The following is a 23,115-nucleotide window of genomic DNA, read 5'->3' on the forward strand; positions in this document are numbered from 1 at the left end:
CGCGGACTACGACGATCTGGTTCCACTTGATTGCGGATCGGGCCGGCCGCACGGTTGGGGGAAGGAATTGGGGCCGACCCGATCAACTATTCAGACACCAGCGATGACGATTTCCTTCCCGCTCCACTGAACACGGCGCCGACGGGCAGCGGAACGGGTTGCGTGCTGGTGGCTGTGGGCATGTGGTCGTGTCCTCCTACATTTCGGTTTTGAAGAGCTAGCTCAGTCAAGGATATTTTTCACCACAACGCACATCACTGACCTCGTTTTTGCAGGTCAGAGCACAGCGTTGACCGGCCCGTAGTGCGCGACTACCTGGACTGAGCGACACTCCATAGTTTTCCCTTGACGAGCGGATTTGCGTTCAGCGCCGTGCCGACCGCTAGGAGTTAGCGGTCAGATCCGCAATCCATAGGCGGCGAGGGCCACGGCTATCGCCAACACTCCGTAGCCCAGCGTCACCGGCCACCAGCGTTGGGTGCGCTGGGTGGGCTCGTGAGTGGCCACCGGAATCGTGCTCGGGGACGGGGGACTTGGCGGAACAACCTGTAGGGTCTGCACCGGCGTCACGCTCGCCGGCGCGGGCTCAGGCAGAACGGGCTCCGGCGGAGCCTCCGGAGTCTGCACCGGCATCACGCTCGGCAGAGCGGGCTCGGGCGGAGCCTCCGGAGTCTGCGCCGGCATCACGCTCGGGGGTGCCTGGGCTGGGCGCGACGGCGCGGCTTTGTCGCACACGTTCGCAGTGTGATACTCCTGCACGAAAAGCAGACAGTTCTGGCACGATGTGGGGTTTGCAAAAACGCCGGCACATGGAGCCGCCTGTGCCACATCGGGCGTGGTTGCTACCACCGAGAACGGCGCGAGAGCTATGGCGGTTGCCGCCGCAATCCCGAGTGCTTTCATCTCGTGACCTTTCGGGAACCGCACTGGCTGGGGGAGCTGCGACCACCGAGATTGGTGCGGACCGGTAGCGGCGCCCTTGCCGTTACTCGGCAAGTATCCCACCGTGTGCCGTTTCTCGAGCGAGTAGCGGAGTTCTGAGTCGTTTTTCCCGTCGACCGCGGAGGCGCCCGTCCTATGGCGGGGGCATTATTTTCATAATCTGCGGATCATAGGAGCTAAGCAGGGTGTCGGGGTTCACGGCCCACTCCCGACCCGTTTTCAACCCGCGCACGAGGAGGCGCAGTCCGATCCGGCTGCGGACAGTTCGAAGGATCTTCACTGACGTGTCGTGTTCCCCGTGGCGGCGCCTGTCCCAGATGGTGCCCTCGGTCATGGCGCCGATGCGTTCGGAGTCCAGTCTGTCTGCCCTCATCGCTTCATCTCCAACCAAGAGAGCCGAGGGAGACCCATCCCGCGGTGACCCCACCGCTCGCGGGTACCCAACCAACCAGCAAGCTAAACGTCGATTCCCTCCCGACTAACCCGGTCTAGATCCGGACCACACACAACTTGCGATCAAGACGCACGCGCGTGGTGCCGCGGTCGTGGACGAAAACCGGGTAGCGCCGTCAACGTTCTGGCGGTCCTTTGTGGTACTGGCGTCTGAAAACTGCCTCGCAGAGACGAGGCGCGCGCTAACCTCCTGATCCATCGGGGGGCGGTTCACTCGCGGGGATGCCGATCAGCCACCAAAGCATCCGGCAGTGATGGGCACAACGGAGCTTTGTGGCCCCACAAGATCAAGACCTCTACTGAATGCCGGTTGGGCGGCGAACCATCAAAAGCATGAACCGTTTGCCGCGAAAGTCTTGTGAGGCGGGGATGTTGGTGAAGGTTGTTCGCCGTGTTTCATACCCATTCATGGGGTATCTGTTTCTGCTTCTCGCGTCCGCCCTCCTCGGGCTATTCGTAGAGGCTTTGGCCTAACGAAGTGGTTGGGCCGCAAGATATTCGCACTCTACAGCTCGCCGGTGAGCGGCAAAAACGCTGGTAGAGCAGAGGCTAACCGGTCGCTAGTGCGCGACTACCTGGACTGAGCGACAAGATCGTCTGCATTTAGGGGCGTCTAATCCGTGGAACGACGGCACAATACGCGCGTCGAGTCCGGATGCTGATTTTTTGGGCAAGCTCGATGAATATGCGATGTTTATTCCAAACCCGTCAATTGGCCGGAGAATAATCCACCCCGCAAGGTCGCGCCCATTTTTCGCACCGACATTGGTCTCGGAGAGGGCTGGCGGAGTTGTCCGGTCGAACCAGCAGAAGCTGCCCGTCGCAACGGATCTTGCTGGCACACTCGCGCAATTCCGGCCGCGCTCATCAAAGGGCAAGTGTCCCAACAGAATGCGAGCAAATACCATGAAAATGACAGCAATTCAGGCGATGTCGATCGCCTCGGCCGTCACCGTGATTGCATTCCCGGCAACCGCATACGCCGGCGGTCCCCCAAACCCGGCGCCCCCACCGCCCGCGCCCGCGCCGGGGCAGTCGTATCAATTCCAGAACTCCGCAGGAAACGTCTCCTGCAACCTGAGCAGCGGCGGCGCGGCCCGCGAGATCGGGAACCGCGCCTACACGATCTCCACGCCGCCACCACCATGCGCCCAGCACTCCGCGTGGGGTGACCGCTTCGCGCGGGGCCACAACGGCGTCACGATGGACTGCCATAACGACACGGTGCACGTGCAGGGCGAGCAAGTCCTCGGCGACGGGCAGACATTGACCTCCGCCACCTTCAGTTGCACCGCCGAGCCCTCGGCGGTGAGGTGCACCGACTCGAGCAGCGGCCACTTCTTCTACATGTCACCTGGCTCTTACCAGATTGGGTGACGGGCAGCCCGCTGCACTAGACGAAATTTGGCTGCGCCTGCGATGCCGCTGGCCTACCTTGGCCGAATGTCAGCCAGCCGCATTCTTGTCTCGTCCGGATCCGATTTCGAGTCGGCCGTCGGCTATTCCCGGGCGGTCCGGATCGGCCCGCACATCGTGGTGGCCGGGACAACCGGCCCGGGACCGGCCGATGACGTCGGCGCCCAGGCCCGAGAAGCGTTGCGCCGCATCGAGGTCGCGCTCAATCAGGCGGGCGCGACGCTCAGCGATGTGGTCCGCACTCGCATCTACGTGACCGACATTTCCCGATGGCGTGAGGTTGCGGCAGTCCATTCCGAGGTTTTCGGCGACATTCGCCCCGCGGCCACCATGGTCGAGGTGGCCGCGCTGATAGCGCCCGAGCTACTGGTGGAGATCGAAGCCGACGCCTACTCGGAAGCCGACTCACCGACCGGCGGGAAGGTGCCGTCAGCCTCGGGCAGGTAGCTGGTGACACTGATCACAGCGTCAACCGGCAGTGCCCCGTACAAATGCGGGAACAGCATCGACTCCGGATCCGTTGCAACGCCCGGTTCCCAACGAATGGGTGCATCCAACCGGGCCGGATCGATGTACAGCAACATCAGGTCGTCACGACCGCGGTAGAGACGGCTGGCCGGCAGGTGTACCTGGTCAGGCGTTGACAAGTGTACGAACCCGGCGCTGGTAAGCGACTCAGGTCGCAACTCGCCCGGGGTCCTGGCGGACACCCAATCGCCGGCGGGACATAGGTGCACCAGCACCGCCGGACGGGGGCTCATACCGCCATTTTGCCCGGAGCGCCAAACGGAGAGGCGTGACAAACGACACAGCGGGTAAACCCGCGGTGAAGACGGCCAAACGCGTTGTCATCTGAGACAGTGAGTTAAGGCCAGAAGGAGTAGCCATGAACGCGACCCTGACCAGTCCAGAGCTAACCAGGGCCGATCGGTGCGATCGATGCGGTGCTGCCGCTCGAGTGCGCGCCACGCTGCCCTCTGGCGCGGAGCTTCTCTTCTGCCAGCATCACGCCAACGAGCACGAGGCGAAGCTGGCGGACCTGTCGGCCGTCTTGGAAGTCAGCGCGATCCCGCTGGAGTCCTGAGCCGCGACTCGCCACCTGCGTTCCTGGCGGCAGCGCCGTTCGTCAGGAATCCTGAACGGTCATGAGCGACCGAGCCGTGAAGCCGTCGCGCCATCACATCTGGCGCATCACTCGGCGGGCGCTGTCAAAGAGTTGGGACGACTCGATCTTCTCCGAGTCGGCGCAGGCGGCGTTCTGGTCGGCGCTGTCGCTGCCCCCGCTGTTGTTGGGAATGCTGGGCAGCCTCGCCTACGTGGCGCCGCTGTTCGGGCCGGACACCATGTCGGTGATCGAACAACGCCTGGTGTCCATGTCGAACAAGGTTTTCTCGCCGAGCGTGGTCCACGAGATCATCGAGCCGACGATCGCCGACATCGACCGGGGCGCCCGTGGCGAAGTGGTGTCGTTGGGCTTTTTGATTTCACTGTGGGCAGGATCCTCGGCAATTTCCGCGTTCGTCGATTCGGTGGTCGAGGCCCACGATCAGACCCCGCTGCGCCATCCCGTGCGCCAGCGGCTGTTCGCGCTGCTGTTGTACGTGGTGATGCTGCTCTTTTTGATCGTCACCGCCCCGCTGATGGTGCGCGGCCCGCGCAAGCTCGCCCAACTCATCCCCGACGGTCTGCAGGATGTGCTGGCTTACGGCTACTACCCGGCGTTGCTCACCGGCCTGATCATCACCGTGGTGATCCTGTATCGCGTCGCGTTGCCCGAACCGCTGCCGTCGCACCGGCTGATCTTCGGTGCGGCACTGGCCAGTGTGGCCTTCGTGATCGCGACGCTGGGGCTGCGCATCTACCTGTGGTGGATCACCGGCACCGGCTACACCTACGGCGCACTTGCCACACCGATCGCGTTCCTGCTGTTCGCGTTTTTCGCGGGCTTCGCCATCATGCTGGGCGCGGAGTTCAACGCCGCCATCCAAGAGGAGTGGCCGGCCCCGCGCACCCATGCCCACAGGCTGCGGCGGTGGCTGATATCACGCACCAAGGCTGAAGGCGCCGACGACACCGACGGCCTAGCGGACGAACCGCCTCACGTCAGCGCCGATCGGGTCAGCTCTTCTTGAGCGTCTCGTAGATCCGCTTGCAGTCCGGGCACACCGGAGAACCCGGCTTGGCCGCCTTGGTCACCGGGAACACCTCACCGCACAGCGCCACGACGTGCGTGCCCATCACGGCGCTTTCAGCGATCTTGTCCTTCTTGACGTAGTGGAAGTACTTGGGAGTATCGCTATCGGTCCCGTCGTCGACGCGTTCGTCGGTCTCGGTGCGCTCGATCGTCTGGGTCTGCATGTCTCATATTGTGCCGGAACCACCTTCGACGGGGTCGCCGAAATGTGGAACAGTAGAGAAATGAAGCGCGGCACTGAGCTGGGTTTCGACGACGACGGTCGGCCCGTACTCATCACCGCCGCAGCGCCTTCATACGAGGTGCAGCACCGCCAGCGGGTTCGGAAATATCTGACGCTGATGGCCTTCCGGATTCCGGCGCTGATTCTGGCTGCCGTCGCATATGGCATGTGGCACAACGGTCTGATCTCGCTTCTGATCATTGCCGCATCGGTGCCGTTGCCGTGGATGGCGGTGCTGATCGCCAACGACCGACCGCCGCTCCGCGCTGACGAACCTCGGCGATTCGACGGGGTCGCGCGGCGCACCCCGCTGTTCCCCACCGCCGAACGTCCGGCACTCGAGCAACACACTCGCCCAGCGCCGCAACCGGAATCGCCGAACACGGAATTCGACGGTTCCGAATAACCCGGTGCTGCACCGGGTTCTCAGCACATTCTTAGAACAAGCGGACATTCGCGCACGTCAACAGGTGTGAGACGGCCGCCGAGTGGGAACTCATCACCCACGCTGGTCGTTGTACCCGATGACTGCTCACGCCTATCAGGAGGCCGCCATGGCAAATGCCACCACAAGCCGGGTTGACAGCGATCTGGATGCTCAGAGCCCAGCCGCGGACCTGGTGCGCGTGTATCTGAACGGGATCGGCAAAACGGCGTTGCTCAATGCAGCCGACGAGGTCGAACTCGCCAAGCGCATCGAGGCCGGCCTGTACGCCCAGCACCTGCTCGAGACCCGCAAGCGGCTCGGCGAGAACCGCAAACGCGAGTTGGCGACCGTAGTCCGCGACGGCCAAGCAGCACGGAGCCACCTGCTGGAAGCCAACCTACGGTTGGTCGTGTCGTTGGCGAAGCGCTACACAGGCCGGGGAATGCCGCTGCTGGACCTCATCCAGGAGGGCAATCTGGGTCTAATCCGCGCGATGGAAAAGTTCGACTACACAAAGGGATTCAAGTTTTCGACCTACGCGACCTGGTGGATCCGGCAGGCGATCACCAGGGGGATGGCCGACCAGAGCCGGACCATCCGGCTGCCGGTTCACTTGGTCGAGCAGGTGAACAAGCTGGCACGAATCAAGCGCGAGATGCACCAGAACCTCGGCCGTGAAGCCACTGACGAGGAACTCGCTGCCGAGTCGGGCATTCCGATCGAGAAGATCAACGACCTGCTCGAGCACAGCCGCGACCCGGTGAGCCTCGATATGCCGGTCGGTACCGAGGAAGAGGCGCCGCTGGGTGACTTCATCGAGGACGCCGAAGCGATGTCCGCGGAGAACGCGGTGATCGCCGAACTGCTGCACACCGACATCCGCACGGTGCTCGCCACGCTCGACGAGCGCGAGCATCACGTGATCCGGTTGCGCTTCGGCCTCGACGATGGGCAGCCCCGCACGCTTGACCAGATCGGCAAGCTGTTCGGTCTATCTCGCGAACGGGTTCGCCAAATCGAGCGCGAGGTTATGGCCAAGCTTCGCAACGGCGAGCGGGCCGACCGACTGCGGTCCTACGCAAGCTGACACGGCCCAGATCAGCACGAATCAGTATGCCCGTCGCGCCAGCGGCGGGCATACTGCCGTGCGGGGAGTGTTGGCAGACCATTCACGCAGCTGGACAAGTAGACTCAGCGGCAATGGAGGGTGCGGAATGAACGACCTGGTTGACACCACCGAGATGTACCTGCGGACCATTTACGATCTCGAGGAAGAGGGCGTGACTCCGCTGCGTGCCCGGATCGCCGAGCGGCTCGACCAGAGCGGACCCACGGTCAGCCAAACCGTGTCGCGGATGGAGCGCGACGGGCTGCTGCACGTGGCCGGCGACCGCCACCTCGAGCTGACCGACAAGGGCCGCGCACTGGCCATCTCCGTGATGCGCAAGCACCGGCTCGCGGAGCGGCTGCTGGTCGATGTCATCGGATTGCCCTGGGAGGAAGTGCACGCCGAGGCTTGCCGGTGGGAGCACGTGATGAGCGAAGACGTCGAGCGTCGGCTTGTGCAAGTCCTCAATAACCCGACCACGTCGCCGTTCGGCAACCCGATTCCCGGGCTGTTGGATTTGGGTGTCGGGCCCGGGTTCGGCGACCAGGAGCCCAATCTGGTGCGGTTGACGGAGTTGCCGGCCGGATCACCCGTCGCGGTCGTGGTGCGTCAGCTCACCGAACACGTGCAGGGCGACATCGACCTGATCACCCGTCTCAAGGACGCCGGCGTCGTTCCCAACGCCCGTGTGACCGTCGAGACCAACCCGGCCGGCGGCGTGACGATCGTGATACCGGGCCACGAGAACGTGAGCCTGCCGCACGAGATGGCGCACGCCGTCAAGGTCGAAAAGGTCTAAGCCTCAGACGGCTCGTCGGCCGAACGCCCGACGAGGCGGCAGGCACACACCGAGGCGCTTGGCCAGCCGGTAACCGGTGACAGCCAGTTCGCGAATGTGCTCAGGCCGTAGGCCCGATTGCAGGGCCTGATCGAGCATGCCTGCCATCCGGTGGCCGGGTTGGCAGTGCAGCGCGGCCTCCAGCGACACCCCGGCCAGGGGGCCGTCGCCGCGGACATAGGCGCTGAACGCGAGCAGCACCAGTGCCTCCACCCGCCACGGCGTTGGCAGTCTGCGCGACAGCAGTGCCCACAGCGACTCGGCCTCCCCCGCGGTTTGGCCGACCGCCAGGGCGTACAGCGTGTCACGTACCTCCACATCGCCCAGCGCGCAGGCCAGGCCTGCGAGCTCTGCATCGGAGAGCTGTTGTCCCTTTCCAACACGGACCGCCGCGGCCATGGCGTCCTCGATGTCACGGCGGACGCAGGCAGCCGGATCAGCACGGTGTGCGGCGTCACGCGAGGCGACCTGTGCGGCGGTCAGATCGGCCAGCGCCGCGCTTCGGGCCCGGTCGTCGACCGCGATGACGGCCTGCAGATCAGCGCGCCGCGCATATAGGCGACGGCCGTCGAGCACTGCCGCCACCGCCAGCGGCGACGCGGACGGGTCATCGATAACGCCGCCCGCGCCGCAGCCGTCCACGCAGTGCCAGCGCCCCCCGGCGGCCACCCGGTCCACCACGTGTGCGGCCCACAGCACGATGTCGCGCTGTGACAGCTCCTCGGTGAGCGTCGCGCACAGGTCGCGGTACTGCTCGTTGCACATCGGGCAGCCGGCACCGTCGGCGTCGACGATGACCGCGATGGCCGCCTCCGGGCCGGCGGCGGCGGCAACCTCCGCGAGAGGGCCGATCCGGTCAACCAGCGCCTCAGCGAGGTCGACCCGCATCACCGACCCCAGTTCGCCGTCGTCGATCGAAATCAGCACCAGCGATTTCTCCGGCACGAAGCCCAGCACGGCCGGGAGTGCGGCGATCACCGCGCCGGGGCGATTCAGTTCAAAGTCAGGTCGCTGCTTGGTCATGGCGCACACGCTGGCAACCAGCACTGTCAGCCCGCCGGCGGCGCGGACCGCGCCGAGGGTGCGCTGTGCACAAACTCGCAGCTGGGGACAACACGTGAACGGATTGTTCACACGTATGTCGCCTTGCTCGGCGTGCACGCGGCCGAGAACCGGCGTAGATGTTTCTTCATGGGTTCGATGCTGGAATACGAGATGGTCGTCATCGGGTCAGGTCCCGGCGGGCAGAAGGCTGCCATCGCGGCGGCCAAGCTGGGCAAATCGGTCGCGGTCGTCGAGCAGCGGCAGATGCTGGGCGGGGTCTGCGTCAACACCGGCACGATCCCGTCGAAGACGCTGCGCGAGGCGGTGCTGTACCTGACCGGGATGAACCAGCGCGAGCTGTACGGCGCGAGCTATCGGGTCAAGGACAAGATCACACCGGCCGACCTGCTGTCGCGAACTCAGCATGTCATCGGCAAGCAAGCCGACGTGGTGCGCAACCAGCTGATGCGTAACCGGGTCGATCTCATTCCCGGGCAGGGCCGGTTTCGCGACGAACACACCCTGCTGGTCGAAGACCATTCCCGCGGTGAACGCACCACGGTCAGCGGCGAACGCATCATCATCGCCACCGGCACCAAACCGGCCCGTCCCGAGGGGGTGGAATTCGACGAGCAGCGGGTGCTCGACTCCGACGGCATCCTCGACCTCAAATCGATCCCAGCTTCGATGGTCGTGGTCGGCGCGGGCGTGATCGGCGTCGAGTACGCGTCGATGTTCGCCGCGCTGGGCACCAAGGTCACCATTGTTGAAAAGCGCGACGCCATGCTGGATTTCTGCGATCCCGAGATCATCGAGGCGTTGCGTTTCCACCTGCGCGACCTCGCGGTCACGTTCCGATTCGGCGAAGAGGTCACCACCGTCCGGGTCGGCGAGCAAGGCACCGTCACCAGCCTTGCCAGCGGCAAGAAGATTCCCGCCGAAACGGTGATGTATTCGGCGGGACGCCAAGGCCAAACCGAGCACCTCGACCTCGAGAACGCGGGCTTAGAAGCCGACAACCGTGGACGGATTTTCGTCGACGAGGACTTCCGGACCAAGGTCGACCACATCTACGCCGTCGGCGACGTCATTGGCTTTCCCGCGCTCGCCTCGACCTCGATGGACCAGGGCCGGGTAGCCACCTGCCACGCGTTCGGCGAGTCGGTGCGCGGCCTGACCGCACTGCAGCCGATCGGCATCTACTCGATCCCGGAGATTTCCTACGTCGGCGCCACCGAGGTTGCTCTCACCAAGGACTCAGTGCCGTATGAGGTGGGCGTCGCCCGCTATCGCGAACTGGCCCGCGGTCAGATCGCCGGTGATTCCTACGGGATGCTCAAGCTGCTGGTCTCCACCGAGGACCTGAAGTTGCTCGGGGTACACATTTTCGGCAGCAACGCCACCGAGATGGTGCACATCGGGCAGGCCGTGATGGGCTGCGAGGGCACCGTCGAATACCTGGTCGACGCGGTGTTCAACTACCCGACGTTCTCCGAGGCCTACAAGGTCGCGGCGCTGGATGTGATGAACAAGGTGCGCGCGCTCAATCAGTTCAGCTGAATCTCAACACTCGTCGTCGAAGGCAGCCGGCGGCACGTCGCCGGGGCCACCGGCCTCAGCGCGCGCCAAAAGATCGGTGATGTGCTGGTCGAACGGTGACGAGAAGGACAGATTCTCCGCGCACCCGCCGCCTTGCGGGCCGCCGATCACCCCGGTGACCGTCGAGCCGCTGATCCAGGGCGCGCCGCTGGTGCCCTCGACCAGGCCTGCGCACGGCAGCTCCGGATAGCCACCGTCGCTGATTCCCGTGCTGGCCTGACAGCCGATGGGCATGCCGCCGACGCCGACACGGTAGGCGACCACGTTGACCCGGCTGCCTTTCGCCGGTGCAGAACCCAGCGACAGCGCCGAACCGACCTGGGCTTCGACCGATCCGCCGTCGGCGCGGCCGACCCGGGCGATCGCGTAGTCGGCCCGCGGATCCTTGTTGGCCACCCACCGCGGATCCAGGTACAGCGCACCCAACGTCCACACCTCGTCAGGCGTGGCTTTGCCGGCGAAACCGGGGACGAAGGTCGCTGGGCCACCGCCGCCCAGGCAATGCGCGGCGGTCAGCACCAGATTGCCCGCCGCCGAGTGCAACACCGAGCCGGTGCAGGTGTGCAGGTCGCTGCCGCCGAGGAAAATCGCGCCCACCCGCGGATCAGGATTCACTGGTGCCGCGATGACCCGGTTCGCAGCATCGGCTATGTGGTCCGCGGCTTGTTCGGGTTTGCTGGTGCCAGTTGCAGAAGGTGGCTGGTGCCCGCAGGCCGCCAGTAACGAGACCAAGACCGTTGAGCCCACCGCTGCCGCCAGAATGCGCATCGCTGTCGATCATGCCCGATCGGGTGAGCGCGGGCACGCAGAGCAGCGCTCGCTCGGCAAATTCGGCGCTGCGCGAAATGGGTATCAGCGTGGAATGCGGTCGGAACCGCCCGCGTTCCCGAACACACAGGCACGCGATCCGGCAGCGGGTCCGGTATCCGTGGGCAGCCGAATTGAGAGACACTATCTGGACAAAGTGCGGCACACCGCGCCGTGCAAGGAGGCAACAGCGATGGGCCACAACCAGCCCCCCGACACACCCGACAGGGAGCAGCGTTACCAGCCCGGGCAGAACGGCATGTACGAGCTCGAGTTCCCGGCGCCGCAGTTGTCGTCGTCGGATGGCCGCGGCCCGGTTTTGGTGCACGCTTTGGAAGGCTTTTCTGACGCCGGTCATGCGATCCGGCTGGCCGCCGGCCACCTCAAGCACACGCTGGACACCGAACTGGTGGCCTCGTTCGCGATCGACGAGCTGCTCGACTATCGGTCGCGGCGCCCACTGATGACATTCAAGACCGATCGCTTCACCCACTACGACGATCCCCAGCTAAGCCTTTACGCCATGCATGACAGTGTCGGGACGCCGTTTTTGCTGCTGGCCGGCATGGAGCCGGATCTGATGTGGGAGCGGTTCATCACCGCGGTACGGTTGTTGGCCGAGCGCCTGGGTGTGCGGCAGACCATCGGCCTGGGCACGATCCCGATGGCCGTTCCGCACACGCGGCCGGTGACGATGACGGCGCACTCCAACAACCGCGAGCTGATCGCCGACTTCACACCGTGGATCGCCGAGGTCCAGGTGCCTGGCAGCGCGTCGAACCTGCTGGAATACCGGATGGCTCAGCACGGCCACGAGGTGGTCGGCTTCACCGTGCATGTCCCGCACTATTTGGCACAGACGGACTATCCGGCCGCCGCGCAGGCACTGCTGGAGCAGGTCGCCAAGACCGGATCGCTGCAGCTGCCGCTGAAAGCGCTCGAAGAGGCGGCGGTCGACATCCAGGCCAAGGTCGACGAGCAGGTTGAGGCCAGCTCGGAGGTCGCTCAAGTGGTGGCTGCGCTGGAGCGACAGTACGATGCCTTCATTGCCGCTCAGGAGAACAGGTCTCTGCTGACGCGGGATGAGGATCTGCCTAGCGGCGACGAGCTCGGCGCGGAGTTCGAGCGATTCCTTGCTCAGCAGGCCGAGAAAAAGTTTGACGACGACGATCCGACCTGAGCGCCCCTCCCGGGCCCGACAGCGAGGTTGGCGACATGACCCAGCGGAAGCCCAATCTGCGCCCGGTCCGGGAAGTCACGCCGTCGCTGCAATTCCGAACGGTGCACGGGTATCGACGCGCGTTCCGGATCGCCGGCTCGGGTCCAGCGATCCTGCTGATTCACGGGATCGGTGACAACTCCACTACCTGGCAGACCGTTCAAGCCAAGCTCGCGCAGCGGTTCACGGTCATCGCCGTCGACCTGCTGGGCCACGGTCAGTCGGACAAGCCACGGGCGGACTATTCGGTCGCGGCGTACGCCAACGGGATGCGCGACTTGCTTTCCGTGCTCGACATCGAGCGGGTCACCGTGGTCGGCCATTCGCTGGGTGGCGGGGTAGCGATGCAGTTCGCTTACCAGTTCCCGCACCTGGTCGAGCGGCTGGTCCTGGTCGGCGCAGGCGGCGTCACCAAAGACGTCAATATCGTGTTGCGGCTGGCATCGTTGCCGATGGGCAGCGAGGCGCTGGCGCTGCTGCGGCTGCCGCTGGTGCTGCCGGCTCTGCAGCTCGTCGGACGCGCGGCCGGCCTGGTGTTGCGATCAACCGGAGTGGGCCACGACCTGCCGGACGTGCTGCGGGTGCTGGCCGACTTACCGGAGCCGATGGCCTCTGCGGCGTTCACCCGGACACTACGGGCGGTGGTGGACTGGCGTGGTCAGATGGTCACCATGCTCGACCGATGTTATTTGACTCAGTCCGTTCCGGTGCAAATCATCTGGGGCACAGACGATGTGGTAGTGCCCGTCAGTCACGCCCGGATGGCGCATGCCGCGATGCCAGGTTCCCGTTTGGAGATTTTCGAGCGCTCAGGGCATTTCCCCTTCCACGACGATCCCGACCGTTTCATCGAGGTGGTCGAGCGCTTCATCGACACCACCGAGCCCGCCGAGTACGACCAGACCGCGCTGCGCGAGCTGCTCCGCAGCGGCGGCGGCGCTCAAACCGTCTCCGGACCGGTCGACACCCGTGTCGCCGTGTTGAATGCCATGGGGTCCGACGAGCGTAGCGCCACTTGACCAGCTCTTAAAGGCGACGCCGTATCGTCGGTGTATGGGCCGCGCCGGCGACGATGCAGAGCGAAGCGATGGGGTGGGGGCACCTCCCGCTTGCGGGGGCAAGCGGCGCGCATGAGCTTCGATGTCACGGTGTTGCGCGTGTTCACCGACTCAGCTGGGAATTTCGGCAATCCGCTGGGCGTCGTCGACGCCAGCACCGTCGAGCTCCAGTGGCACCAGCGCCTGGCGACTCAATTAGGCTACAGCGAAACGATTTTCGTCGATTTGCCGAGTGCTGGATCTACCACTGCGCATGCTCGTATCTACACCCCGCGCACCGAACTGCCATTTGCCGGACATCCGACGGTCGGAGCGTCATGGTGGTTGCGCGCTAGGGGTACGCCCATCCGGACGCTGCAGGTGCCGGCCGGGATTGTCCAGGTGAGCTACCGCGACGAGGTCACGACGATCAGCGCCCGCTCGGAATGGGCTCCGGAGTTCGCAATTCACGATCTCGAATCGCTCGATGACCTCGCAGCCGCCAACCCCGCCGACTTCCCCGACGATGTGGCGCACTACCTGTGGACATGGACCGACGAGTCGGCCGGATCACTGCGCTCCCGGTTCTTCGCGGCCAATCTGGGTGTGGTCGAAGACGAAGCGACGGGATCCGCTGCCGTGCGAATGACCGAATACCTCAGCCGCGATTTGACCATCACCCAGGGCAAGGGATCGGTGATCCAGACCACCTGGAGCCCGGAGGGCTGGGTCCAGGTTGCCGGTCGGGTAGTCGACGACGGTGTCACGCACTTCGTCTGACGGCAATCCTGCTTGGTGCTAAAGCGGTTTCGGCATCCGCACTGTTCAGTCCTTGCGGTGCAACACCGCGGTGAGGTGGTGTTGCAACGGCTGTCCGACAGCGCGCATCTGCAGCGAATACGACAGTTCGTCGCCATCGAGTCGGAAGCGCCGGCCCAGGGCGGTGACCTCTTTGGCGGTGGGTGTCAGACCGATGTTTACCGCGGTCATCTCGAGCTCGATCGTCGTGCCCTCGGCGGCGTATGTGCCTAGATCGATTTCGGTGATGCCGCTTGGGTGGGCGAGCACCAGTTCAACGTGACCGGGTCGCGGTACCCGAAGATATCCCGTCTCGGCATGCAGCGGCTTCCCATCGGTTGCGGCCCTGGTTTTTTGGCCGTAGACCAAAAACGGCTTGCCCACATGGGAAAACGCGACTTCCTCCAGGTAGTCGAACGGCTCGATTGTGGGGTATGTCCCGGACCCACGACCCTGCCATGTGCCGAGCAGCGGAGCGAGCGCTTGCAGATCGGGGTGCAGGTCAGGCGCCACCCCGCCAGCCTAGTCCCGCGACGCATTAGGCGGTGTGTACGTCCGACGTGCGTACATGCTCTGGACGGAAGCCCCGACCGACAACAATCGGTGGGATGAACTGCAATGGGCCGCGGCCGACGAATTTCGGAATACGGATCGGCGAAAGGTCGCCGATCAAAAAGGGTTCGACCGCCCGGTTCTGGATGAATACCTGGCCGGCCTGGATGATCCGGGTGGGCAGCTCGCGCCGGCGCTGCACCTTGGCGAGGTCGGCATCGGTCAACCGACCTTCGCGCAGCGGCTCACAGAGGATGTTCGCTGCGGCCACCGCGTCGGCAACAGCGAGGTTGATACCGACGCCACCGGCCGGTGACATGGCATGCGCGGCATCGCCGATGCACAGCAAACCGCTACGCCACCACGTCTTGAGCCGATCCACCCGCACATCGAGCTGGCTGGTCTCGTCCCAGGAGTGCAAATCGTTGACGTGGTCACGCAACCTCGGCAGCGCCGATGCCAGACGCTCTTTGAACGCCTCCAATGAACCGTCTCGCGGGTTCTGTCCCTTCGGCATCAGATGCGCGACCTGCCAGTAGTCGCCGCGGTAGATCATGGCCAACAGCAGGCCCTTGCGGACTATCCCGAACAGCTCCTGGGGATCGCCCGGGCGCCATTTCAGCCGGAACCACAAGACATCCATCGGCGAGCTCGCGCTGGCGATCTCCAAACCCGCCGCCGCGCGGACGGCCGATACGCGCCCGTCGGCGCCGATCACCAACTCGGCACGCACCTCCAGTTCCGGCGTGCGCACCCCGACGACCCGGCCGCCCTCGACAATCACATCCTTGACCTCCGCATTGCGGATCAAGGTGAATTCCGGATAGGCACTGGCCTTTTCGGCGAGAAAGTCCAGGAAATCCCACTGCGGCATCAATGCGATGTAAGGCTGTTTGAAGCCAAGCCATTTGAGCGCATCGAAGTTCCCGAAGGTCCGAACTGAACCGTCGCCGTCAAGGGCAATGCGGTTGATCTTGGTGTGCGGTAGACGCAGGAATTCATCGATGAATCCCAGCTCGTCCATAATCCGCATGGTGGTCGGATGCACAGTGTCGCCGCGGAAGTCGCGCAGAAAGTCGTTGTGCTTTTCCAAGACAACGACCTGGATTCCGGCGCGGGCCAGCAACAAAGCATGAACCAGGCCCGCGGGACCGCCACCGGTAACACAAACCTGGGTTCGCAGAACGCGAGTCATGTCCCGACACTACCCGTGGGCGGCTGACTCACTGGCAGGCTGTGGACGGACCGGTCAACCGGATGCGGACACCTTGCGGTGCGCGCGCAGCGCCTGGATCTCGCGCTCGAAATCGTCTGCAGACGAGAAGGACCGGTACACCGAGGCGAATCGCAGATAGGCCACCTCGTCGAGTTCTCGCAGCGGACCGAGAATCGCAAGGCCGACCTCGTGGCTAGGGACTTCTGGTGACCCGTTGGCCCGTACCGCGTCTTCGACCTGCTGGGCCAGCAGATTCAGGGCGTCGTCGTCGACTTGGCGACCCTGGCAGGCCCGACGCACACCGCTGATCACCTTCTCGCGGCTGAACGGTTCGGTGACACCGCTGCGCTTGACAACCGCTAGCACCGCGGTCTCCACGGTGGTGAATCGCCGTCCGCACTCCGGGCATGACCTACGGCGTCGGATTGCCTGACCCTCGTCGGTCTCCCGGGAGTCGACCACCCGGGAATCGGGATGGCGACAGAACGGACAGTGCATGACCGCTCCTTCGCCGCGCCGACAACGGGATGTCTGAGACCACCCCGAGCGTACCTGCGCACTCCCCGCGGGCCTAGCGTCAACGGAGGTCGCGCCCGGTGTACGCGGCCGTCACGGCACCGATCAACAGCCATCGAGCCATTCATGTTTCGGCGGTGCACGGTGAAGCCCTCAGCCCACCGGTGCGATCAACGTCTGACCGGCGGCCACCGTCGCGGAGTCGAGGTCGTTGAGTTCGCGGATGCGCGCGGCGACCTGACCGGTAGGCGCATCGGGTGCTACCCGGGCGGCCAAATGCTGCAGCGTCTCCCCTGGCTCGACCCGGACCACGGCGAGCCGGTCGGGCATGTGGGCCGCCGCCTGGTCGGAGCCGGCCCGCAGCATGTCACCGAAGTGCGCCACCAGCCCGAGCCACACGGTGATCAGCGCCGCGAGCAGGGCCAGCGCCACCGTGGTCGCCGGCGTAATCGGACGCGGCCGATGTGACGCCGTCGACATCAATACTCCGGTGCCCCGGTAACGCGGGCGCGCAGCGACCGGTCGGGGCGGCTGCGGACCCCGGGCACCGGGCCGGCCAGGGCGGCCTGCCGGACGCACCTGGACGGGCCGGCAACGGATCGGCGCGCTGGGCGAGATCGTCTCGATGGGCATCATGTGCGTTCCTCCACTCGGCTAGTTGTCGATCACCTGTTCGAAGTGTAATCGATAATGCGTTCGAATTCCGAACATGTGATCGACGTGTTGCACACGCCGCAGACGATAGGGCACGCCACCGACAACTTTCGCAGCCGCAACAGGGGCAACATCCCGACACGCCTCGAACACATGTTTGATCTCGGCGCTGGATGCGGCTACATTCGTTCGTATGAGCGACAGCGACACACCGGACGGCGACCTCGGCCGCACTGCGCGATCTGCGGATACGGGGCTCACACCGAGACAGCGCACGATTCTGGACGTCATCCGCGCCTCGGTCACCAGTCGCGGATATCCGCCGAGCATCCGGGAAATCGGGGACGCGGTAGGCCTGACGTCGACGTCCTCGGTAGCTCACCAATTGCGCACACTCGAGCGCAAGGGCTATCTCCGCCGTGACCCCAACCGCCCACGCGCCGTTGACGTTCGCGGCGCCGACGACACCGGGAGGCCGACGGTTCTCACCGACGTCTCGGGCTCGGACGCGCTGCCAGAACCCACCTTCGTCCCCGTGTTGGGGCGCATCGCGGCCGGCGGCCCGATCCTTGCCGAGGAAGCTGTCGAAGACGTCTTCCCGCTGCCGCGCGAACTCGTCGGCGACGGCGCGCTGTTCCTGCTCAAGGTGGTCGGTGACTCGATGGTCGATGCCGCGATTTGCGACGGCGACTGGGTCGTGGTCCGTCAGCAGAACGTGGCCGACAACGGCGACATCGTGGCGGCGATGATCGACGGGGAGGCCACCGTCAAGACCTTCAAGCGCACCGGTGGCCAGGTTTGGCTGATGCCGCACAACCCGGCCTTCGACCCCATCCCGGGCAACGACGCCGCCGTGCTCGGCAAAGTCGTCACGGTGATCCGCAAGATCTGACTACAGCGGCCCAGGCCGCTACTGGGCCTTGGTGAAACCGTTGGCCTGCGCGATTTCTTCGGTGGCGAACCAGATTTCGGCCAGCGTGTCCTCGTATAGTTCGCTGTCGGGCATGTAGTAGACGCCAAAACTGGCGTTGGCCTTAACCGGGTATCCGTCGGGCACCTGGTACGGGTCGTCCATCGGAAGGTGAATCGCCAACTGACCAGGCGCAATTGGCGCAGCGACTGCCAAGTAAGTGGTGTCCTCTTCGGTGTCCGCTGCTGCATGTCGCCCGCTTCGGAGTTCGCTCGCTGTTGGGATCCGCGTCGGAGCCGTATCCACCGCGTCGGGATCTTCGTCGAAGTGTTCGCCTAGGTCTTTGTCAAACCCGGAAAACTCAGCGGGACTTTCGATTTCGTCGGACGGCGGCTCGCCAACCAAGTCGTCACGCCCTGGTGGCGTCCAGTCCCTGACCAACTGGTTGGGCAGGCGCACGGTTCGCGGACGCAGCGCCGCCCGGTAGTCGTCGGACAAGCTCGACGACGCGAGATCGCTCTCGGCCTCCGGTGACCACTGTGAAACAGACTCGGTGGCGGCCTGATAGCCGGTGTCGCCACCACGGCCAAGTTTGGCGGCCTCGGCCTTACGCCAGGCTGCGCGGCGTCGACGCCTTCTCACGGCCGCCGGCGCGACCATCCCGACCAGCAGCAGCAGCACCGCAGCGACGCCGACCGGCAACAACCACCGATGCCAGTTCAGCACGCTCCGCCCACCGTGGGTCGACGCCGAACCGGCCGGCGTCTTCTGCCCCGGTACCTGCAGGCCCGACAGTGCCGACGCCAAGTTCGCCGGTTGGGTGCTGAACGTGTTCTTCGCCTGATTCCAGGCGATCTGGCCACCGGTGAACTTCTGCGTGATCACGTCCTTATGCACCGTCTGCTCGCCCACCGGTGCACCCAGTTTGCCGGTCGGTCCGAGGAGTTTGTCCCATGCGGCCCTAATGGCGCCGCGAACCACAAGCGCGCCGTGGTCGGGCGTCCAGAAGATCACCGGCATGTCGTTGGCGGCAAACGCACACACCCGGCTGGCTGGCTTGAGACCGCCGTCAGCCTCGTTTGCGATCGGGAAGCCGAGGGCGCCGCCCGGGCCGCCCAGCGACTCGTATTTCGCCAGAATGTCACCCTCGACGGCGTTGGCGCCGGTGGCCGGGCTGAAGAAGATCTTGCCGCCGGCGAAGTTTTGGGCCAGCCCGTCGCCGCCTATCGGATACTGATCGCCTTGTTTGGCGCCCAACGGGCCCGGGGGGCCGCCTGCTGCCCGCCACGCCATGTTGATCGCCGCGGTCGGATCGATGGGTACCTGCAGATCGGTGAGCTGGCTCGCCAGATTGGGTGGATCGGTGGTGAACGCTTTGGTCAGCCTGTTCCATGACACCCGGCCGCTGCTGAAGGCCTGGGTGGCGATTTCGCCGTCGTAGGTTTCATCGCTGACCGGGACGCCGAGAGCACCACCGGAGCTGCCCAGTTTGTCCCACGCGGCGTTGATCGCCCCGCGGACGACGAACGCGCCGTGGTCGGCGGTCCAGTAGATCAGCGGCTTGTCGCTGGCCGAGAAGGTGCTGACCCGGCTGTCGGGGCCTGCCAGCCCGCGTGCTTCGTTCATCGTGGGAAAGCCCAGGTCGCTGGCCGCCGGGCCGCCGAGAGCCTCGTACTTGTCCAGGATGGCGCCCATCATCGACCTGGGGCCGGTAGCCGGCGTGAAGAACATCTTGCCGTGCACGAAGTCCTGGGCGAATCCTGCGCCGGCGGGGTACGCCTCACCCTGTTTGGCGCCGAGATCCGAATTGTCGCCGCCGGCGTCCTTCCACGCCGCGGTCATCGCATTGTCGGCGTCGCCCAGCGGGGATGCCGCCGCGACGGGCGCCAACATTGCCGTGCACACTCCCAAGGCTGTCGCCAGTGCCACCAAACCAAGCGCCGCACGCCCTACGACGGTGTCCGATCGACGTTGCTGCCCTGCCATCACACCTCCCGGCGGCCGCCCCATCCGCAGTCTGTGGCCAGTTTCGACCGCTCGGCGGGCCGGCACAACTGTGGTCCGGCCGACGGCGATTGCGGTGTCATATCGAAGACCCTACGGAAGGGATATCACGTCGACGGCGAAATGATGTCCACAACATTGCTCGGTGTCGCATTCCGCTCATCCGATTCTGCGTTACGGTGCCGGATACCGGGGTGGTCCCCGTGGCGATGTGGCAATCGGAAACGGAGCGGACATGGGTGCTTCCGGACCGGTCTGGTCCGTGATCGTTGCCGTCATCGCTGGGCTCGTCCTGTTCGACTACCTGCTCAGCGTCCGCCGCGCCCACACGCCGACGTTGCGCGAAGCGGCGCTGTGGTCGGCCGTCTACCTCGGAATTGCGATCATGTTCGGCGTTGGGGTTTGGGCCTTTGGCGGGACATCCTTGGGCGTCCAATATTTCGCCTGTTACGTGAGCAATGAAGCCCTCTCTATCGACAATCTGTTCGTCTTTTTATTCATCGTGAGCAGCTTCGCTGTACCGCGGATCGCCCAGCAGAAAGTGCTGTTATTCGGCATCCTGCTGGCGCTGGCCGCGCGCACCGGATTCATCTTTATCGGCGCAGCACTGATCACGATCTTCGACTGGGCGTTCTACCTGTTCGCGATCGTCTTGCTGATCATGGCAGCCAACCTGGCCAGGACCTCGGAATCGCAACGCCGCAAGACGGATACGGTGCTCATCCGCATCGCTAGACGGTTGGTGCACACCTCCGAGAACTATGACGGCGACCGGTTGTTCACTATCGAGCACGGTCGTCGGGTGATGACGCCGATGCTGCTGGTCATGATCGCCGTCGGCGGGGCGGACGTATTGTTCGCATTCGACTCGATCCCAGCGCTGTTCGGGCTGTCCCAGAACGTCTACCTGGTGTTCTCGGCCACCGCGTTGTCGTTGTTGGGCCTACGGCAGCTGTATTTTCTGATCGACGGTCTGCTCGACCGGCTGGTGTACCTGTCCTACGGTCTCGCGACGATCTTGGCTTTCATCGGTGTGAACCTGATGCTGCAGGCGTTGCACGACAACAACGTTCCTTTTATCAACGGCGGCAACCCGGTCCCAGTCGGGGAACTGAGCACGACGTTGTCGTTGACGCTGATCATCGTCATCCTGCTCATGACGACGTTGGCTTCGTTGCTCTCGCCACGCGGACGCGCGCAGCACGCCGTCGCCGGGGCCCGTCGGCACGCGACGGAGTACCTCAATCGGGACAACGCCGCTGACATGAAACAGCAGGAAAAACTGTTCACTCGGCTGCTCACCGAAGAAGACGAGATCACGGCGCTCCCAACGAAATACCGCAGCAAAATCCGGCGGGAAGCCGAGCTGATGGAGCTGCTCGGGCAGGCTCACCGGGCGCACGACGCCTACCAGCCCGGTGGCCTCGGTTAGACGCCGAGGCTGCGGCCGATGATTTCCTTCATGATTTCGGTGGTGCCGCCGTAGATCGTCTGCACCCGCGCATCGAGATAGGCCCGCGCAATTGGGTATTCGCGCATGTAGCCGTAGCCACCGTGTAACTGCAGGCAGCGATCGATCAGGTGCACCTGCTTCTCGGTGGAATACCACTTCGCCATCGCGGCCTGCTCGGCAGTCAACTTCTCGTCGAGGTGTAAGCGGATGTATTCGTCGACCATGATGCGGACCGCGGTGGCCTCGGTCGCCAACTCGGCCAGCAGAAATCGGCTGTTCTGAAAACTACCGATTGATCTGCCAAAAGCCTTGCGCTCCTTGGTGTATTGCAGCGTCTGCTCCAGCACGGTCTCCATTGCCGTGGCCGCCATGATGGCGATCGAAATTCGTTCCTGCGGCAGGTTTTTCATCAGGTAGATAAAACCCAGGCCCTCGTCACCGAGCAGATTCTCGGCGGGAACCTTGACATCGGTAAACGACAGCTCAGCGGTGTCCTGGGCGTCCAAACCGATCTTGTCCAGATGCCGGCCGCGCTCGAAGCCCTCCATCCCGCGTTCGACGGCCAGCAGCGAAAAGCCTTGCGCGCCCTTGTCCGGATCGGTCTGGGCCACCACGATCACCAGGTCGGAGTTGATGCCGTTGGTGATGAACGTTTTCGACCCGTTGAGCACGTAGTGGTCACCTTGCTTGACCGCGCGGGTCTTGATGCCCTGCAAGTCGCTGCCGGTGCCCGGCTCGGTCATGGCGATCGCGGTGATCAACTCGCCGGTGCAGAACTTCGGCAGCCAGCGCTCCTTCTGCTCGTCGTTGGCCAACCGCAGCAGATAGGGCGCGACAACATCGTTGTGCAGCCCGAACCCGATTCCGCTGTAGCGGCCCGCAGTGGTCTCCTCGGTGATGATCGTGTTGTAGCGGAAGTCGGGGTCGCCGCCGCCGCCGTACTGCTCGGGCACCGCCATGCCCAGGAAGCCCTGCTTACCGGCCTCCAACCAGACCCCGCGGTCGACGATCTTCGCCTTCTCCCACTCGTCGTGGTAGGGGGCGACGTGGCGGTCCAGGAACGCCCGGTAGGACTCCCGGAACAAGTCATGCTCGGGTTCGAACAGCGTGCGCTGATACTTGACGGCGCTACCCATGGATGACCTCCGGCGGGGTGGGGACTCTGCCGCCAAGATATACCAACTACCAACCGGATGGTTGGGCGGCCCGCGTACCCACCCGGGCTTACAGTCAGCGAGGTGGACGAGACGATCCTGGTGGAGGAACGCGGGCAGCTGCTCGAGTTCTCCTACACCGACATGCTGTGCTACGCCGGGCCGTACTCACCGGCGGGTGTGGCCAATGCCTTGAAGGTGATGCAGCGGGCGTTTGCGGCGTTATCCCCGAATCGACCGCCGCAGCGGCGCTCGATCGTCATTCGCACCGCCTTCCAGGGGCCGGGGGCACGCGACGGCTTCGAAGTGGTCACCCGCGCGGTGACCGACGGCCGCTACACGGTCGATCTGGCCTTGGCGCGCCCCGACCGCGGCCGGCTGCTGCAAAGTTTCGTCTTCCAGGTCACCATCGCCGACCGCACGGCGACTCTGCTTCTGCGCAAGGGGTTCGTCACCGCGGAATTCATCGATCTCGCCGGCAAATCCGACCGTAATCAGGCCGAAGAGGCGCAACTGGACCAGCTCAAGCTCGACCTGGCGCAGCGGCTGCT

24 protein-coding genes and 1 pseudogene are annotated in these 23,115 nt (G+C 64.8%); 14 read left to right on the plus strand and 11 right to left on the minus strand.

The features are described 5' to 3' along the window. Positions 1-396 precede the first annotated feature (396 nt). Positions 397-735, minus strand: coding sequence for a hypothetical protein (locus VEI45_RS14760; RefSeq protein WP_324854422.1), 339 nt, complete (start codon positions 733-735; stop codon positions 397-399). A gap of 1,566 nt (positions 736-2,301) precedes the next feature. On the opposite strand from VEI45_RS14760, the gene VEI45_RS14765 reads away from it, so the two are divergent. Together VEI45_RS14765 and VEI45_RS14770 are read left to right on the plus strand one after the other, a co-directional pair. Continuing rightward, positions 2,302-2,772, plus strand: a complete 471-nt coding sequence (locus VEI45_RS14765; protein WP_324854424.1) for a hypothetical protein — start codon at positions 2,302-2,304, stop codon at positions 2,770-2,772. Between the two features lie 66 nt (positions 2,773-2,838). Next, positions 2,839-3,258 carry a RidA family protein gene (locus VEI45_RS14770; protein WP_324854426.1) on the plus strand — a complete coding sequence of 140 codons (420 nt, stop codon included), beginning with the start codon at positions 2,839-2,841 and terminating at the stop codon, positions 3,256-3,258. On the opposite strand, the gene VEI45_RS14775 is transcribed toward VEI45_RS14770, so the two are convergent. Next, positions 3,201-3,572 carry a DUF952 domain-containing protein gene (locus tag VEI45_RS14775; RefSeq protein ID WP_324854428.1) on the minus strand — a complete coding sequence of 124 codons (372 nt, stop codon included), beginning with the start codon at positions 3,570-3,572 and terminating at the stop codon, positions 3,201-3,203. The two genes, VEI45_RS14770 and VEI45_RS14775, sit on opposite strands and share 58 nt — an antisense overlap. A gap of 125 nt (positions 3,573-3,697) precedes the next feature. On the opposite strand from VEI45_RS14775, the gene VEI45_RS14780 reads away from it, so the two are divergent. Then, entirely contained in the window at positions 3,698-3,895 is a 198-nt protein-coding gene (locus VEI45_RS14780; RefSeq protein ID WP_324854430.1) for a DUF7455 domain-containing protein, read from the plus strand. 61 nt (positions 3,896-3,956) lie between these two features. Beyond that, entirely contained in the window at positions 3,957-4,943 is a 987-nt protein-coding gene (locus VEI45_RS14785; protein WP_324854432.1) for a YihY/virulence factor BrkB family protein, read from the plus strand. On the opposite strand, the gene VEI45_RS14790 is transcribed toward VEI45_RS14785, so the two are convergent. After that, positions 4,930-5,169, minus strand: coding sequence for a DUF3039 domain-containing protein (locus VEI45_RS14790; protein WP_324854434.1), 240 nt, complete (start codon positions 5,167-5,169; stop codon positions 4,930-4,932). The two genes, VEI45_RS14785 and VEI45_RS14790, sit on opposite strands and share 14 nt — an antisense overlap. A gap of 42 nt (positions 5,170-5,211) precedes the next feature. On the opposite strand from VEI45_RS14790, the pseudogene VEI45_RS14795 reads away from it, so the two are divergent. The 3 genes and pseudogenes from VEI45_RS14795 (at position 5,212) to VEI45_RS14805 (ending at position 7,562) form a co-directional block, all read left to right on the plus strand. After that, a pseudogene (locus VEI45_RS14795) lies at positions 5,212-5,669 on the plus strand (DUF3099 domain-containing protein). 113 nt (positions 5,670-5,782) lie between these two features. Then, positions 5,783-6,742: a sigma-70 family RNA polymerase sigma factor SigB gene (gene sigB, locus VEI45_RS14800; RefSeq protein ID WP_324854438.1), complete on the plus strand. Its 960-nt coding sequence runs from the start codon at positions 5,783-5,785 to the stop codon at positions 6,740-6,742. Positions 6,743-6,869: 127 nt separating this feature from the next. Next, positions 6,870-7,562, plus strand: a complete 693-nt coding sequence (locus tag VEI45_RS14805) for a metal-dependent transcriptional regulator (RefSeq protein ID WP_324854440.1) — start codon at positions 6,870-6,872, stop codon at positions 7,560-7,562. Positions 7,563-7,565: 3 nt separating this feature from the next. Here VEI45_RS14805 and VEI45_RS14810 read toward each other — a convergent pair whose 3' ends face one another. Further along, the gene (locus VEI45_RS14810) at positions 7,566-8,624 is read right to left on the minus strand and encodes a DUF4192 domain-containing protein (RefSeq protein ID WP_324854468.1); all 1,059 of its coding nucleotides are present in this window, start codon (positions 8,622-8,624) and stop codon (positions 7,566-7,568) included. Between the two features lie 177 nt (positions 8,625-8,801). Between VEI45_RS14810 and sthA the strand changes: the two genes are divergently transcribed. After that, a complete protein-coding gene (sthA, locus tag VEI45_RS14815; protein ID WP_324854470.1) occupies positions 8,802-10,205 on the plus strand; it encodes a Si-specific NAD(P)(+) transhydrogenase in 1,404 nt (467 codons plus the stop codon). A 3-nt stretch (positions 10,206-10,208) separates the two neighbouring features. Here the strand turns inward: sthA and VEI45_RS14820 are convergent, their stop codons facing one another. Next, positions 10,209-11,012, minus strand: coding sequence for a serine protease (locus VEI45_RS14820; protein WP_324854442.1), 804 nt, complete (start codon positions 11,010-11,012; stop codon positions 10,209-10,211). Between the two features lie 232 nt (positions 11,013-11,244). Between VEI45_RS14820 and VEI45_RS14825 the strand changes: the two genes are divergently transcribed. From VEI45_RS14825 to VEI45_RS14835, 3 genes are all read left to right on the plus strand, one after another. Next, on the plus strand, positions 11,245-12,231 hold the full coding sequence (locus tag VEI45_RS14825) for a PAC2 family protein (RefSeq protein ID WP_324854444.1): 987 nt from the start codon (positions 11,245-11,247) through the stop codon (positions 12,229-12,231). 35 nt (positions 12,232-12,266) lie between these two features. After that, a complete protein-coding gene (locus VEI45_RS14830; protein ID WP_324854446.1) occupies positions 12,267-13,289 on the plus strand; it encodes an alpha/beta hydrolase in 1,023 nt (340 codons plus the stop codon). Between the two features lie 111 nt (positions 13,290-13,400). Further along, the gene (locus tag VEI45_RS14835) at positions 13,401-14,087 is read left to right on the plus strand and encodes a PhzF family phenazine biosynthesis protein (RefSeq protein WP_324854448.1); all 687 of its coding nucleotides are present in this window, start codon (positions 13,401-13,403) and stop codon (positions 14,085-14,087) included. Between the two features lie 45 nt (positions 14,088-14,132). Here VEI45_RS14835 and VEI45_RS14840 read toward each other — a convergent pair whose 3' ends face one another. From VEI45_RS14840 to VEI45_RS14855, 4 genes are all read right to left on the minus strand, one after another. Continuing rightward, positions 14,133-14,618: a peroxynitrite isomerase gene (locus tag VEI45_RS14840; protein WP_324854450.1), complete on the minus strand. Its 486-nt coding sequence runs from the start codon at positions 14,616-14,618 to the stop codon at positions 14,133-14,135. A gap of 25 nt (positions 14,619-14,643) precedes the next feature. After that, positions 14,644-15,852 (minus strand): FAD-dependent oxidoreductase, encoded by a 1,209-nt coding sequence (locus tag VEI45_RS14845; RefSeq protein ID WP_324854452.1) that lies wholly within the window; start codon positions 15,850-15,852, stop codon positions 14,644-14,646. A 54-nt stretch (positions 15,853-15,906) separates the two neighbouring features. After that, positions 15,907-16,371 carry a transcriptional regulator NrdR gene (gene nrdR, locus VEI45_RS14850; protein WP_324854454.1) on the minus strand — a complete coding sequence of 155 codons (465 nt, stop codon included), beginning with the start codon at positions 16,369-16,371 and terminating at the stop codon, positions 15,907-15,909. A 171-nt stretch (positions 16,372-16,542) separates the two neighbouring features. Next, positions 16,543-16,869: a LysM peptidoglycan-binding domain-containing protein gene (locus VEI45_RS14855; RefSeq protein WP_414687486.1), complete on the minus strand. Its 327-nt coding sequence runs from the start codon at positions 16,867-16,869 to the stop codon at positions 16,543-16,545. A gap of 367 nt (positions 16,870-17,236) precedes the next feature. Between VEI45_RS14855 and lexA the strand changes: the two genes are divergently transcribed. Next, on the plus strand, positions 17,237-17,935 hold the full coding sequence (lexA, locus tag VEI45_RS14860; RefSeq protein ID WP_324854458.1) for a transcriptional repressor LexA: 699 nt from the start codon (positions 17,237-17,239) through the stop codon (positions 17,933-17,935). Positions 17,936-17,953: 18 nt separating this feature from the next. On the opposite strand, the gene VEI45_RS14865 is transcribed toward lexA, so the two are convergent. After that, a complete protein-coding gene (locus tag VEI45_RS14865; protein WP_414687487.1) occupies positions 17,954-19,846 on the minus strand; it encodes an LGFP repeat-containing protein in 1,893 nt (630 codons plus the stop codon). 346 nt (positions 19,847-20,192) lie between these two features. On the opposite strand from VEI45_RS14865, the gene VEI45_RS14870 reads away from it, so the two are divergent. Further along, complete coding sequence (locus tag VEI45_RS14870) at positions 20,193-21,389, plus strand: TerC/Alx family metal homeostasis membrane protein (RefSeq protein WP_324854462.1); 1,197 nt, start codon at positions 20,193-20,195, stop codon at positions 21,387-21,389. Here the strand turns inward: VEI45_RS14870 and VEI45_RS14875 are convergent. Further along, positions 21,386-22,546 (minus strand): acyl-CoA dehydrogenase family protein, encoded by a 1,161-nt coding sequence (locus VEI45_RS14875; RefSeq protein WP_324854464.1) that lies wholly within the window; start codon positions 22,544-22,546, stop codon positions 21,386-21,388. The two genes, VEI45_RS14870 and VEI45_RS14875, sit on opposite strands and share 4 nt — an antisense overlap. Positions 22,547-22,648: 102 nt before the next feature. On the opposite strand from VEI45_RS14875, the gene VEI45_RS14880 reads away from it, so the two are divergent. Next, a partial coding sequence (locus VEI45_RS14880) for a hypothetical protein (RefSeq protein WP_324854466.1) occupies positions 22,649-23,115 on the plus strand: 467 nt, incomplete at its 3' end.

The organism is Mycobacterium sp., from assembly GCF_035623875.1.
Lineage (GTDB): Bacteria > Actinomycetota > Actinomycetes > Mycobacteriales > Mycobacteriaceae > Mycobacterium.

Excerpts from the sequence above, each read along its gene's own strand:
- VEI45_RS14865 (WP_414687487.1), bottom strand. The coding sequence starts at position 19,846 with ATGTTGGCGCCCGTCGCGGCGGCATCCCCGCTGGGCGACGCCGACAAT.
- VEI45_RS14805 (WP_324854440.1), top strand. The coding sequence starts at position 6,870 with ATGAACGACCTGGTTGACACCACCGAGATGTACCTGCGGACCATTTAC.
- VEI45_RS14765 (WP_324854424.1), top strand. The coding sequence starts at position 2,302 with ATGAAAATGACAGCAATTCAGGCGATGTCGATCGCCTCGGCCGTCACC.
- VEI45_RS14835 (WP_324854448.1), top strand. The coding sequence starts at position 13,401 with ATGAGCTTCGATGTCACGGTGTTGCGCGTGTTCACCGACTCAGCTGGG.
- VEI45_RS14825 (WP_324854444.1), top strand. The coding sequence starts at position 11,245 with ATGGGCCACAACCAGCCCCCCGACACACCCGACAGGGAGCAGCGTTAC.
- sigB (WP_324854438.1), top strand. The coding sequence starts at position 5,783 with ATGGCAAATGCCACCACAAGCCGGGTTGACAGCGATCTGGATGCTCAG.
- nrdR (WP_324854454.1), bottom strand. The coding sequence starts at position 16,371 with ATGCACTGTCCGTTCTGTCGCCATCCCGATTCCCGGGTGGTCGACTCC.
- VEI45_RS14785 (WP_324854432.1), top strand. The coding sequence starts at position 3,957 with ATGAGCGACCGAGCCGTGAAGCCGTCGCGCCATCACATCTGGCGCATC.
- VEI45_RS14790 (WP_324854434.1), bottom strand. The coding sequence starts at position 5,169 with ATGCAGACCCAGACGATCGAGCGCACCGAGACCGACGAACGCGTCGAC.
- VEI45_RS14810 (WP_324854468.1), bottom strand. The coding sequence starts at position 8,624 with ATGACCAAGCAGCGACCTGACTTTGAACTGAATCGCCCCGGCGCGGTG.
- VEI45_RS14855 (WP_414687486.1), bottom strand. The coding sequence starts at position 16,869 with ATGTCGACGGCGTCACATCGGCCGCGTCCGATTACGCCGGCGACCACG.
- VEI45_RS14870 (WP_324854462.1), top strand. The coding sequence starts at position 20,193 with ATGGGTGCTTCCGGACCGGTCTGGTCCGTGATCGTTGCCGTCATCGCT.
- VEI45_RS14780 (WP_324854430.1), top strand. The coding sequence starts at position 3,698 with ATGAACGCGACCCTGACCAGTCCAGAGCTAACCAGGGCCGATCGGTGC.
- lexA (WP_324854458.1), top strand. The coding sequence starts at position 17,237 with ATGAGCGACAGCGACACACCGGACGGCGACCTCGGCCGCACTGCGCGA.
- VEI45_RS14875 (WP_324854464.1), bottom strand. The coding sequence starts at position 22,546 with ATGGGTAGCGCCGTCAAGTATCAGCGCACGCTGTTCGAACCCGAGCAT.
- sthA (WP_324854470.1), top strand. The coding sequence starts at position 8,802 with ATGCTGGAATACGAGATGGTCGTCATCGGGTCAGGTCCCGGCGGGCAG.
- VEI45_RS14770 (WP_324854426.1), top strand. The coding sequence starts at position 2,839 with ATGTCAGCCAGCCGCATTCTTGTCTCGTCCGGATCCGATTTCGAGTCG.
- VEI45_RS14845 (WP_324854452.1), bottom strand. The coding sequence starts at position 15,852 with ATGACTCGCGTTCTGCGAACCCAGGTTTGTGTTACCGGTGGCGGTCCC.
- VEI45_RS14820 (WP_324854442.1), bottom strand. The coding sequence starts at position 11,012 with ATGCGCATTCTGGCGGCAGCGGTGGGCTCAACGGTCTTGGTCTCGTTA.
- VEI45_RS14830 (WP_324854446.1), top strand. The coding sequence starts at position 12,267 with ATGACCCAGCGGAAGCCCAATCTGCGCCCGGTCCGGGAAGTCACGCCG.
- VEI45_RS14775 (WP_324854428.1), bottom strand. The coding sequence starts at position 3,572 with ATGAGCCCCCGTCCGGCGGTGCTGGTGCACCTATGTCCCGCCGGCGAT.